This window comes from Staphylococcus sp. McC-251-APC-3A2 (assembly GCF_009695665.1).
Classification (GTDB): Bacteria; Bacillota; Bacilli; order Staphylococcales; family Staphylococcaceae; genus Staphylococcus; species Staphylococcus cohnii.
The window spans coordinates 1-12,334 of record NZ_VUNO01000002.1; the positions used below are offsets into that span (position 1 = coordinate 1).

The window sequence follows — 12,334 nt, forward strand, 5'->3', positions numbered from 1 at the left end:
AAGCTCCTTATCTGTTCGCTCGACTTGCATGTATTAGGCACGCCGCCAGCGTTCATCCTGAGCCAGGATCAAACTCTCCATAAAAATATGATGTTTGATTAGCTCATAAAATACTAATTTGTGTTATTAATAACACGTTGTTTTGATTCAACATTTAATGTTGAAATCGGAATTAACGTTGACATATTGCAATTCAGTTTTCAATGTTCATTTAAATAAATAATTGCTTTACTACTATATCATCTTTGTTTACACTTTGTCAACAAAGATTTCATTTGCTTAACAATCATTTAACATTACTTTAACAATATTAAATTATTAATATCTTTTTTTCAAGTATATTTTTTACACTTTTAAAAATTTATTTAAAATAATGTTTTGCCGTTTTGACGACTTTTATATATTATCAACTTCATAATAAAAAGTCAATAGTTTAAATATATTTTTGCAACAAACTTTTCAAGCTACTTAATCGTGCTTTCATTGGTCACAAGAAATTATTCTAACAGCAATTCAAAAAATTGCAAGAGAAAAACTGAGCAGAATTAAAAATTTCTACCCAGTTCTATAAATAATCTATTTTTTTGTTTTGTCGATGATTTGTTTTGCCATTGATTGATATATTTTACCTAGTCGATCATCCGCTTGATAAATAGAAGGTGCGAAATCTTTTGGATTCCATGATGGCTGTTCTAATGGTAATTGACCTAAAAGTTCTGTTTGCAACTCATCAGCTAACTTTTCACCGCCACCTTTACCAAACACGTATTCTTTATTACCAGTTTCTTTACTTTCAAAGTATGACATGTTTTCTATAACACCTAAAATAGAATGTTCTGTATGTTTAGCCATTGCACCTGCTCTTGCTGCAACAAAAGCTGCAGTCGGATGCGGCGTAGAAACAATAATTTCTTTACTAGATGGTAGCATTGTATGAACATCTAAAGCGACATCACCTGTACCTGGAGGTAAGTCTAAAAGAAGATAATCTAAATCTCCCCAACGTACCTCAACAAAAAAGTTAGTTAACATTTTACCTAACATAGGTCCTCTCCATATAACTGGCGCATTTTCTTCTACAAAAAATGCCATCGAAATGACTTTAACTCCATGTCTCTCAACTGGTATAATCTCTTTGCCATCCACTTCTGGCTTTTTGTCTATACCCATCATATCTGGAACACTGAAACCATATATATCAGCATCGACGAGTCCAACTTTTTTACCTTCCCTTGCTAATGAAACGGCTAAGTTTACAGCTACAGTGGATTTACCAACGCCCCCTTTACCAGATGCGATTGCTATAAATTCAACAGGATTATCCTTTGATAGTAAACCTTCTATTGTTTGCGGTTGGTCATCACTGTTACCTCTATACTGTTCAACAACATCAGACGGTAATTCCTCAAATCTTATTCCAACAGTATTCGCGCCATTTTCTTTAAGCACTTCCACAATAGCCATTTGTAAATCTAACTGTGGCTGTCCTCCTAATTGAGCCATAGCCACTTTAACACTTACATGTTCTATCTCATCTTTTGTTGTTACCTCTACGATTCCATCAGTTTCCTTTAAAGGAACATTAATAATTGGATCCTTAAGTTCTCCAACAAGTTCTTTAACTTGCTCTATCGTTAACACAAAGCGTCCCCCTCTATTATATAAATATATCCACTAATATTCTAACAAACATAACTTAATTTTGCTTAAGTAGTTTACACTTAGTATAAATATAATCTTGGTAATACAAAAGCAGTTAGCTCAACGGTCACTTAACCACCTCTTAGCACTTATATCATTAACTATTTATTCTGATTAAGATTTTTGCTATCAGGATAAAAGACTTCTTTACATATAAATAGAATACCCATAATTACAACAATCACCCAAAAATCAATATCTATATATGCATAATGAATGTGAACAATAAAATAGAATAATAACGTTGTAACAACAAATGTTATTAAATGATAAGTTATTCCTTGAAAATAGGGATTATCTGGTAATTTTTTTCTGAAATAATCCATTAAGTTCTCAATAATAAATAAAGTAAAATAACCTAATACGATATAACTGCCGTAATAAATTAAGTTATCATAAAAGCTTTTATTATAACCAAAGTATGCTAGATGAAAAAATATAAGGATACGGCTTAATCCATATAAGCCAAATCCTAAGAATGCTAAAAATATAGCGCCAGAAATGATAAATACCGAAAGCACAATAAGCGTCGTAAATAAATACTTTATATATTTCATTGCTTACTGTCCTCCCCTTCACCTAATTTATTTTCTGCTTATTTCACATTAATCCTTAATTAAAAACTGTTTCTTATTTTACCATTATAACAACATACACCCAAATACAAATAAGCAAGTATTAAAATTCACTAAACTTCAATACTTGCTTAATAATTAAAATACATATAACTTTTTGTTTTTATTCTAAGAATTGAATTTGCGATCATCTTGTTTATACAGTGTATTCCAAAGTACAAACAGTACGATTAAGATGATAAAACTGAGTAAAATCACATTGTGTATTGGTAAATGAATAAATGCGATTGTTAAACCATAAACCGTACCCATAATTGTAGAGCCGATAGAATTACCTAAACTTTTTGTTAATGTATATAATGACATCATACGCTTCATATTCTGTGGGGAAGTTTCTTCTTGAGTTATTACACTATCTTTCGTATAAACTGTTCCAAAACTAATACCAGCCAGCAATAAACTAAACGCTATAAATATTGGTGTTTTTGTACCTGCAAATATAAAAATGCCACATATTGTTAATAATGTAAAAGCAAATATATACAAGCCTTTTCTAGACATTTTTGCTTCTAACCTATTTAAGTTGAAATTTAACACTAACCAAGCAAAGGAAATTGGAAAAATAACAAACCCACTTTGTAATGGTGATAGTCCGAGTTCTTCTTGAAGATATATCGGCATATATAAATTATATCCCATCAATATCATTGCATATAAAAAATCTGTGATGAAAACAAGTATAATTGTTTTGTTAAATTCTTTAACAGGGAAAAATGGAGCCGCTACGCCCTTTTCATTTTTAATTAAGATCATACCCATAGCTATCGCTACAATAAACGAAATACAATTTAAATACCAATGGCTGCTATTCATTACTGTAAACATTAAAAAGAAAACAAACAGATAAAATAACATAAGCCCTTTAATATCTAATTTATGTGAAGTTGTCGTTTGTTCATGTTCAAAATGAAATGTAAACACTACCAATAACATCGCAACGATAGCGATAGGTATATTGACAAAGAATAACCAATGCCATGTAGCAAATTCTAAAATCCCACCGCCTAGGACGGGACCTATGATACTTGATATACCCCACACACTGCCCACAATCCCCATGATTTTATATCTTAATGGAATTGCAAAAGCAAGCTTTGGAACTATTTGACTCAAAGCCATCATTATTCCTGCACCTAATCCTTGAATAAAGCGCGAGATAATTAATATACCAAATGTACTACTTATACCTGAAAAAAAGCTTCCAATCGTAAAAAAGACTAATCCTAATAGTGTTATGTATATGATTTTAGTGCGGTCCAACAACTCACCTACAATTGGATTAGCAATTACAATTGCTATAAAATAGACTGAAAATATGAGTGATATTGAACCAGTCACATTTAAATCTTCTTTTATAGTAGGCAATGCTAATGAAACGATTGATGTTTCAATTGCAGACATAAACATAATTAATATTAATGCAACAACAACACCAAATGTTTTTATATTCATAATTAATCTCCTAACACGATACTTTCATTATCAATCATTACTAAATCACTAATTGTGCCTAAGTTCAATAGGTTTGCTGCAAATTACTTCTTTTGCCCTATAAAAAGGGATTAAAAAGAAAGCGAGAATTATAATCAAATGAACCTTTTTTGATTTACTTCTCGCTCCCTTATTTGAGTGCTTTTTTAATCCTATTCATTTTGTAAAATAATCATACTTTACATTTAAATGGTCCATCTATTCAATGATTACATAAAATATAAAATAGCTATAAAGTGAAAAACAGAAGCTATTAAAATAAACAAATGCCAAATCATATGAAAATAAGGTCTATCTTTTTGCGCATAGAACCACGCACCTATTGTATAGGCTATACCGCCCAATAGTATAAATAACATAAACTTCAAGCTAGTATCGAAAATAATTGTGGGTAAAAATATTATGCCAATCCATCCCATCACTAAGTACATCGTTAAGCTAAGCTTATGATTGACATGTTTAGCTAAAGATTTATAGAGTATGCCCCAAAGCGTTATACCCCATAAAACAATCATTGCTGTCCAGCCTATCCAACCACCTACTAGTACTAGACACACTGGTGTATAGGTTCCAGCAATGGCAATATAAATCATACTATGATCAATGATTCTAAGTATAAATTTATGTGAAGAATAATTAGGCATTGTATGATAGACCGTTGAAGATAGAAACATTAAAAAAATACTTATTACATAGACAGAAACACTAAAAGAGCCTAAAACACCATGTGCAAAATAACTTTGTAATGCTGCATATGGCAATGCGCATAAAGTAACAAAGGCAGCTACGCCATGTGATACTGCATTACCAATTTCTTCTCCAAAAGTTAATGGTATGATGTTTTTAAATGATTTAGTGACTTTATTGCTTTTAATCTCTAATGGTTTAGTCATTAGTGTAATCACCTTTTCTTAGATCCTATTTAAACGTTTTAAATCAGCTGTAGCGGTTTCCACACTATCTTTGCCCTCTTTGTTTTTTAATGGTGAGAACTCTTCGTCCCTCGGTACTTGTAATGTTATAAAACTATGAGCATATTGGAAGATATCAAAATAAAATAATTCAAATTTTAAAGCAGGATTTTCAATAACGCCAAAATCATCGTCCAATTGTTTAAGCTGTTTTACTGCTAAATGATATGGCAAATGATTATCTACAGCAGTGTTAATAAATTGTAGCTTAAACATATGTATACCAATGTTTGCATTATTTAATTGATTTGCAGTTTCTGCTTCCAATTCTGAGTATTCAAGCACTGTATCTTTATCCTCGTTTGTAACTAACCTTCCGACGCTTTCCCCATGCTTGGGCTGAATCGATTTCGTTGTAATATCCATACTATTTTGGAAAGTATAACCTGCAAAAAATAAATCTAGCACTTTTACCAAAACATTATCAATGTTATTTAAAAAGATATATTCAACACCATTTTCTGTCATATCTTCAAGATATCCTGCTTTTTTGAGTGATTTAAATACGCCACCATTACCATTTGGAGTTTCCAAAATAGAACTATCAACATCTAAAATAAGTTTGCCTTCTTCAGATAATGCGACGATATTATCTTGAATAAAAAAGTGTACATGTTCTTTGTCATATCCAAAATAATTTTTTTCTTCAAAAAACAACTGGGTTTGACTATCATTTATTTTACTTGTCATGATATACCAATCTACATAAACACCCGTTTTTTCTTTCAATTCTAATAATTGACGTGCTTGTAGTTCAAATAAGCTCACACCTTCAATCTCAAATGCACCCTTAGGTCCTTTGTATCCTAAACGTGTGCCTTGTCCACCTGCCATTAAAACTACTGCAAATCTACCTTTTTTAATTGCTTCTATGCCAACATCTTCAAATTGTTTAATTTCTTCATCTGAAAAATTTTCTTTTATATCGTATTTCACTTCATTTACTGAAGATATATCATCTATCATTTGTTTATTTAAATACAAATCACGATATAAATCTTGAATGTAAGCTAAATCTAATTGATCAACTTGACTAGCTAATTGTTCTTTTTCATTATTACTCATTAATTTTTCAAATTCTATTAGATGTTCTTGGTTAAACTTTGCTAACTCTTTCTTATCTAACATGTTCTCTCTCCTTTATATTCAAAATAGATAAAAATAATATCTTATATCTAATAGGAATATATAATTTCACTATATGCACTTTATATTATTACAATTATAATCACAACCATAATCACTAAAAATTTAAAAAGAGATTATTAAAAAATGATTTGAATAATACGTAAAGCGCACCTATTGAAAGCGCGCCTGCTAACGATAAGTCTACTAAGCCACCTGTTTTAAAAACTAAGGGGAATTTAATCGTTAACGGTATTGGATATAATAATTTTACACCTCTAGGTGTTAACATATCTAGTATAACATGTGAAAGCAAACCAAGGAAAATTGAAACCAAATAATACTCTGGTGTTTGAATAAAATATAAAAGGATACTAATTATAGAAAGGAATAATAACGAGTGTGTAAATGTCCTATGACCAAACAGTATACGAACTAAAAAACTCAATACTTTGAAACGTCTTCCAACCTTGCTTTGCGTGTGACAAATATCAGGTAATAAGCTTGATATAACTGCAAGCGTCATAATTGTAATCGATGTAAATAAATCTGTTTGGTAATATTCTATAGTTAATGCGCCTACTAATAAACCGCATGATGTGTGTGTTTTACCTGTCATGTGCATTGCCCCTTTTCTCGGCTAAATTTTACCATAAAATTATAGAAAATGCGAACATACTTTCGTAAAATAAAATAGTATGACATAATGATTAAAAGTATCACACAATCACTTGAAAACGATTACTTTTTATTGTATGCTATAGCTATAAATAATTTAAAGGATGTGTTCGCGATATGGCAATGACAGTAAAAAAAGATAACAATGAAGTAAGAATTCAATGGAGAGTCGCTGATATTAAGATTCCAACAAGTGAAATTAAAAATGTTTCTCAAGATCAAAATATCCATGCAGTTCCAAAATTAGATAGAGAAAAAGTTTCACGTATTGGTTCTACATTTGGAAAAACAAATCGTGTTATCATTGATACTGATAATCATGAATACATTATATACACGCAAAATGATCAAAAAGTTTATAATGAAATTACAAAATAATAATCACTAAAAGTTTAATTTAATAAATCTAATTGATTATAAAAAGAAGTGAAATTCTGATAAATAGAATTTCACTTCTTTTTCAATATACAGAGTAAGTGAATATTGAACAATGGCTTTCAATCATATAAAGGTTTAGTTAAATGCTATACTAAAAATATCAATTAGAAAGTAGGTGAATAATATGTATGTTGTTACTAATAGAATAGATGTTAAGAAAGGGTTTGCTGAAAAACTAGCACCAAAATTTACACAAGGCGGAAAAATTCAAGATTTATATGGCTTTCATCATATTGAAGTATGGTTAATAGATGACGAAGCAGATTACGACCAAATGTATGTTAATACTTGGTGGGAAAATGAGGCAGCTTTCAACGGTTGGCTAAAAAGTGACGCTTTTAAAGAAGCGCATAGTCAAAACAATAATTCCCAACAAGATGAGCCATCTCCTATTTTAGGAAATAAAATTGTCAAAGCTACTGTTTTAACAGAACTTCACTAATCTAATTAAAAAACACACATTTACAAATATGAGAAATGACTTAAAGGTAGGTTACCTCTAAAAATTTCAAATATGAGTTCATGTGTGTTTTATTTTATTTAATTAAAATAAAGATGTGCCATTAAAGCAATAATTGGTAAAGCGATGATTGTTCTAATCAAGAAAATAACAAACAATTTAAAAATACTAACTGGTATTTTAGATCCTAATATGACGCCACCCACTTCAGATAAATAGATCAACTGCGTAATACTCAAAGCACCAATGACAAACAATGTTATGTCATTGCCCACACCTTCAATTAAAATAGAAGGCAAGAACATGTCAGCAAAACCTATTAAAACTGTTTCTGAAGCCTGTGTAGCTTCTGGAATTTGCAATAAATCTAAATAAGGTACAAAAGGTTTACCAATGATTGCAAATATTGGAGTATAAGTCGCAATGACTGTAGCTAAAGTCCCAACACTCATTACAACTGGTAATATAACGAACCACATATCTATAACAGTTTTAAATCCAGATTTAAAGAACGATTTGAATCCTGGTGCTCTAATTCCTGTTTCTGTAGCCATATCAAATCCATGTTTCAACGCAGTTTTATTTTCAGGTAACTTCTCAGTTCTCATTTCCTCAGATACTTCTTTGGAATATTCATCTTTAATCTTACTCAATGGCCATATTCTAGGTAAAATCAAGGCACATACAATACATGATACGATTACTGATAAATAAAAATAAAAGAAATGATTTTGCATATGTACTGTTTCTGCAACAACAATTGCAAATGTTAATGATACTACACTGAAAGTTGTAGCTATCACTGTCGCTTCACGTCTAGAATAAAATCCACCTTCATACTGCCTACTTGTTATTAAAACTCCAACTGTCCCATCGCCAATAAATGATGCTAAATTATCTACTGTCGAACGTCCTGGCAGCGTAAATAGTGGTCTCATGATTGGTCTGAAAATCGGTCCTAATAATTCTAATAAGCCATATTCCATTAATAAAGGTAAAAAAAGTGCCGCAAAGAAAAACACAGATACAAGCGTTGGTAATAAACTTTCGAACACTAAACCACCAGTATCAGTTGAATAAATTGCTTTTGAGCCCATTTTCAAATATGTCATCCAGACAAAAATAACGGCTAAAACCCTTAAAATAAGCCATACAAATTTTACATTAAATGCGTTATTCATTAATCCATCAGGTTTCAATTTATTTTTCAATACCGTCGAACAGATGATAGATAAAACACCTGAAATAGTAATTATTATTACAATAATCACTGGCATCGCATCACCTAATAAATCTTTTAATAGACCTGCTAAAAATGCCACTGGTAAAGTCGTTTGCTTTTCACCATCTTCAGTCACGGTTATAGGAATCAAAAATAGAATAATCCCCAAAACTGACATCAAAATGAATTTTAATCTTCCTTTGATAATTTGTGCTTTACTATAATCGTCCATTTCGTTCACCCCTTAGGTGTGTATATATTTTCATAAACACTTTAAAAAGCAACAGCAATAATTATAACCTATTTTGTATAAATATGTAAATCAAATTTTAATGTCTTTTTAATGTCATTTCTTTTTATAGCTAATAAAAGGAGTGGGACAGAAATCTAATTTTATTAAATAGATTTCGTCGTCCCACCCCGATAAGGTTGACTAGAATTGAAAAACTTAATCTAAAGCGCGTTTTCAGTTCAGTCATTTTCTGTCAATATGAAGTGAGGTTGGTACAAATGCATGTTGTCTCAGCCTCTACTTTAAATGAAAGCGCTTTCGTTTTCAATCTTTTATATATTAAATTTATAATTTTCTCAATAAAAATAGAAAATATGGTACACCAACAATTGCGACAATGACACCAACAGGAATATCAATTGGCGGATGGATGCCTCTTGCTAGACTGTCGCTTATCATTAAAATTAAAGCACCTAATAAGCCAGACATAAGCGTAATATGCTTATGTTTATGACCAACTAATTGTCTAGCTATGTGAGGTGCAATGAGACCTAAAAAGCTCAGTCCACCAACTACTGATATTGAAGCACCTGCTAGGATGACAGCTAAAAATAAAAGAATTGCTTTTACCTTTTTCACTTTTGCCCCGAGTGCAATCGCTATCTCATCTCCTAATGTCAAAATATCTAGTTGATGACAATAATAAAATATCACCGGTAACGCAACAATAAACCAAGGTAATATCACCCACACATTTGACATACTATGACCATATAAGCTACCTGTTAGCCAGACTAATGCCGTGTTAGCGTCAAGCGGGTTACGTATGAGCATATATTGTACAATTGCTGTACATATTGCACCTATCGCTAAACCAATTAATGCTAACTTAGAGCCCTTTACATTAAATCTTGATATTAATATAGTTAAAATTAAACTTATGATTAATGCGCCTGCAAATGATCCAAATTGCAATATGAATAAAGGCGCTGATGGAAATAACATGATGATTGTAACGGCAGATAAACTTGCACCTTTGGTAATACCTATCACATCAGGAGAAGCCAGAGCATTTCTTACTACGCCCTGTATCAATGCACCGGAAATAGCAAGGCTACTACCTACAATTAATGCCAAAAACATTCTTGGCGCTCTATACTCGTTAATTATAAAATTATTTTGCGTAAAAAGGCTATTTACCGCTTCAAACGGATTGATTAAAACAGCACCTATTGAAAGGGACGCAATTGACGCAATCAATAACAATACTGTAACTAACAAATAGCGAAATATGAATGGACGCCTCATAGCCTTCTCACCCCTTTTATTGTAAATGCTAAGAAATAAAAAGCACCTATAAATGACGTTACTATACCTACAGGTGATTCAAAAGGAAAGGCAATCAATCTACTTAAAACGTCAGATAATAATAATAAGTTTGCACCGATAATCATCGTTAAAGGCACCATTAATCTATAATCTGTTTTAATATAGTGTTTAACAATATGTGGCACTATCAGTCCTACAAAACCAATTGGACCTGCGATTGAAACAGAAGTACCTGCCAACACAATGACTAAGATACCAATGATCATTCTTATCAATTTAACATTTTGGCCTAATGAGGTGGCCAAATCTTCACCTAATTCCATGATTGTCAATTGTTTAGCTATGATAACTGTACAGATAAATGCAAGTATCAACCATGGCAAGATACCTAATACTTGTGTCCATGTAATCGAAGATAAAGATCCTACTAACCAAAACATCACTGTTGATGTTGCATCTTCATTTAATAAGATAATACCCTGTGTCATACTTGAAAAAAATAAATGGATTGCCATTCCGGCAAGCGCTAACTTAATTGGAGTCATCCCTCTAGTTGAGCCAGATAAAGCGTAGACAGTTAGACCACCTATAAAGGCACCTATAAAAGCTAATATCGTTGCATAAGATGACAACGATGGCACAATCATAGTAATCAATACAATCACGAAAGATGCACCTGAATTCACGCCAAATATTTGAGGAGAAGCTAAAGGATTTCTAGTCATCGCTTGCATTAACAATCCTGCTAACCCTAGCGCTGCACCTATGAATAAACCAGCTAACATTCTTGGTATTCGTACATTATGTATTAAAAAAGTTTGTTTCGTTTGTGAATGCGCAAAAAAAATAATCATTAAAGTCATTGAAAGTAATATGAGATGCGCCTATACTTAAATTAAAATAAATAATGACAAAAAGCGCACACACACTCACAATAAATGTGAGTGCTGTGCGTTTGTTATTTTTCTTGTCTTCAGTTTTGGTTTGGTTAATGCTATTAGACTTAGTCATTTACCGTTCACCTTACTTTTGTTGTTTATCATTTTTTTCATCTTTTGAAATCTCTACTAACTGTTTAGCAATCTCTTCAGAAGAAATGATACCTCTTGCACGAGCCCAAGTATTTCTATCTACAATAGCAATTCTATCATTTTTAACAGCATCTAAACTTTGCCAAACTGGCTCTTCTTCTTGCTTTTTCAAGTTTGGATCAGCTTTTCCTTTGTCCACCATGATAAACATGCGTCCTGGATTAATGTCTGAAAGCACTTCTGAATTTAGTTGTAAGTATGGTCCTTTTAAATACTTAGATAGATTATCTGTTTCAGTTTTATTAAGCGCGTTGTTAAAACCTAATTCTTTTAATAATTCACCTACATATGTATTTTCTGGGTGTGCAAGCAAACCAGATTTGGCAATTACTGTAGCTAATACTGGTTGAGATTTGTCCATTGTTATTTCTTTCTTATATTTATCCATTAACTCATTATGTTCTTTTAATCTTTCTTTTCCTTTATCTTCTTCACCTGTAGCTTTAGCAATTGTTTTAAATGCCTCTAAGTTGTCTTTATAATCACTATCAAAGCTTGGTAACATTATCGTAGGGGCAATTTTTTCTAAATCTTTTTGTATGCCTTTATGTCTATTACTATCTGCGATAATTAAATCTGGTTTCTGATTACTAATTTCTTCCAGGTTTGGTTGTTTACGTGCACCCACTGATTGATAATCACCTATTTTTTCACGAATCGGTGCTAAAATTCTATCTTTTTTACCATCATCAGCGACACCAACCGGTTTAATATCCAATGCCGCTAATGCATCAACAAATGAAAACTCAAGTGCAACTACACGTTTAGGTTTTTTATCAATGTTAGTTGTTCCTCCATCATGCTTAATCGTTGTGCCGTTTTTACTTTTGTCGTCCTTTTTAGATTGGTCAGAACCATTATCACTAACTTTACCACAAGCCGCTAACAGGATAAGCGTTAATGTGATTAATAATAGACCCATCCATTTAGATCTCTGCTTCATCGTTTTCACTCCTTAGAT

Annotated in this window: 11 protein-coding genes, 1 rRNA gene and 1 pseudogene; 2 read left to right on the top strand and 11 right to left on the bottom strand. The window is 31.6% G+C overall.

Features of this window, described 5'->3' with window-relative positions:
* The 7 genes from FYJ81_RS04860 to FYJ81_RS04890 form a co-directional block, all read right to left on the bottom strand.
* Positions 1-84 (bottom strand): 16S ribosomal RNA (locus FYJ81_RS04860); the annotation flags it as partial.
* A 492-nt stretch (positions 85-576) separates the two neighbouring features.
* Positions 577-1,641: an Mrp/NBP35 family ATP-binding protein gene (locus tag FYJ81_RS04865; protein WP_107385224.1), complete on the bottom strand. Its 1,065-nt coding sequence runs from the start codon at positions 1,639-1,641 to the stop codon at positions 577-579.
* Positions 1,642-1,802: 161 nt separating this feature from the next.
* The gene (locus FYJ81_RS04870; RefSeq protein ID WP_107385225.1) at positions 1,803-2,258 is read right to left on the bottom strand and encodes a SepA family multidrug efflux transporter; all 456 of its coding nucleotides are present in this window, start codon (positions 2,256-2,258) and stop codon (positions 1,803-1,805) included.
* A 186-nt stretch (positions 2,259-2,444) separates the two neighbouring features.
* Positions 2,445-3,788, bottom strand: a complete 1,344-nt coding sequence (gene sdrM, locus FYJ81_RS04875; RefSeq protein WP_107385226.1) for a multidrug efflux MFS transporter SdrM — start codon at positions 3,786-3,788, stop codon at positions 2,445-2,447.
* Positions 3,789-4,036: 248 nt separating this feature from the next.
* A complete protein-coding gene (gene trhA, locus FYJ81_RS04880; protein WP_107385227.1) occupies positions 4,037-4,720 on the bottom strand; it encodes a PAQR family membrane homeostasis protein TrhA in 684 nt (227 codons plus the stop codon).
* Positions 4,721-4,738: 18 nt separating this feature from the next.
* The gene (locus FYJ81_RS04885; RefSeq protein ID WP_107385228.1) at positions 4,739-5,926 is read right to left on the bottom strand and encodes a UTP--glucose-1-phosphate uridylyltransferase; all 1,188 of its coding nucleotides are present in this window, start codon (positions 5,924-5,926) and stop codon (positions 4,739-4,741) included.
* Between the two features lie 115 nt (positions 5,927-6,041).
* Entirely contained in the window at positions 6,042-6,542 is a 501-nt protein-coding gene (locus tag FYJ81_RS04890) for a metal-dependent hydrolase (protein ID WP_154409404.1), read from the bottom strand.
* 176 nt (positions 6,543-6,718) lie between these two features.
* Here FYJ81_RS04890 and FYJ81_RS04895 point away from each other — a divergent pair, with 176 nt between their 5' ends.
* Positions 6,719-6,979, top strand: a complete 261-nt coding sequence (locus FYJ81_RS04895) for a SunI/YnzG family protein (protein WP_107385334.1) — start codon at positions 6,719-6,721, stop codon at positions 6,977-6,979.
* 184 nt (positions 6,980-7,163) lie between these two features.
* Positions 7,164-7,481 carry a heme oxygenase gene (locus FYJ81_RS04900; RefSeq protein WP_154409405.1) on the top strand — a complete coding sequence of 106 codons (318 nt, stop codon included), beginning with the start codon at positions 7,164-7,166 and terminating at the stop codon, positions 7,479-7,481.
* Positions 7,482-7,579: 98 nt separating this feature from the next.
* On the opposite strand, the gene FYJ81_RS04905 is transcribed toward FYJ81_RS04900, so the two are convergent.
* The 4 genes and pseudogenes from FYJ81_RS04905 to FYJ81_RS04920 form a co-directional block, all read right to left on the bottom strand.
* Complete coding sequence (locus FYJ81_RS04905) at positions 7,580-8,953, bottom strand: YjiH family protein (protein WP_107385332.1); 1,374 nt, start codon at positions 8,951-8,953, stop codon at positions 7,580-7,582.
* Between the two features lie 345 nt (positions 8,954-9,298).
* Positions 9,299-10,261 (bottom strand): FecCD family ABC transporter permease, encoded by a 963-nt coding sequence (locus FYJ81_RS04910; protein ID WP_154409406.1) that lies wholly within the window; start codon positions 10,259-10,261, stop codon positions 9,299-9,301.
* Positions 10,258-11,293: pseudogene (locus FYJ81_RS04915) on the bottom strand (FecCD family ABC transporter permease). Before FYJ81_RS04915 ends, FYJ81_RS04910 begins: the two are co-directional and overlap by 4 nt.
* 12 nt (positions 11,294-11,305) lie before the next feature.
* Positions 11,306-12,316, bottom strand: a complete 1,011-nt coding sequence (locus FYJ81_RS04920; RefSeq protein WP_107383886.1) for an ABC transporter substrate-binding protein — start codon at positions 12,314-12,316, stop codon at positions 11,306-11,308.
* Positions 12,317-12,334: the final 18 nt, after the last annotated feature.

Coding starts and splice junctions, on each gene's coding strand:
- FYJ81_RS04870 (WP_107385225.1), bottom strand. CDS start 2,258: ATGAAATATATAAAGTATTTATTTACGACGCTTATTGTGCTTTCGGTA.
- sdrM (WP_107385226.1), bottom strand. CDS start 3,788: ATGAATATAAAAACATTTGGTGTTGTTGTTGCATTAATATTAATTATG.
- trhA (WP_107385227.1), bottom strand. CDS start 4,720: ATGACTAAACCATTAGAGATTAAAAGCAATAAAGTCACTAAATCATTT.
- FYJ81_RS04885 (WP_107385228.1), bottom strand. CDS start 5,926: ATGTTAGATAAGAAAGAGTTAGCAAAGTTTAACCAAGAACATCTAATA.
- FYJ81_RS04890 (WP_154409404.1), bottom strand. CDS start 6,542: ATGACAGGTAAAACACACACATCATGCGGTTTATTAGTAGGCGCATTA.
- FYJ81_RS04895 (WP_107385334.1), top strand. CDS start 6,719: ATGGCAATGACAGTAAAAAAAGATAACAATGAAGTAAGAATTCAATGG.
- FYJ81_RS04900 (WP_154409405.1), top strand. CDS start 7,164: ATGTATGTTGTTACTAATAGAATAGATGTTAAGAAAGGGTTTGCTGAA.
- FYJ81_RS04905 (WP_107385332.1), bottom strand. CDS start 8,953: ATGGACGATTATAGTAAAGCACAAATTATCAAAGGAAGATTAAAATTC.
- FYJ81_RS04910 (WP_154409406.1), bottom strand. CDS start 10,261: ATGAGGCGTCCATTCATATTTCGCTATTTGTTAGTTACAGTATTGTTA.
- FYJ81_RS04920 (WP_107383886.1), bottom strand. CDS start 12,316: ATGAAGCAGAGATCTAAATGGATGGGTCTATTATTAATCACATTAACG.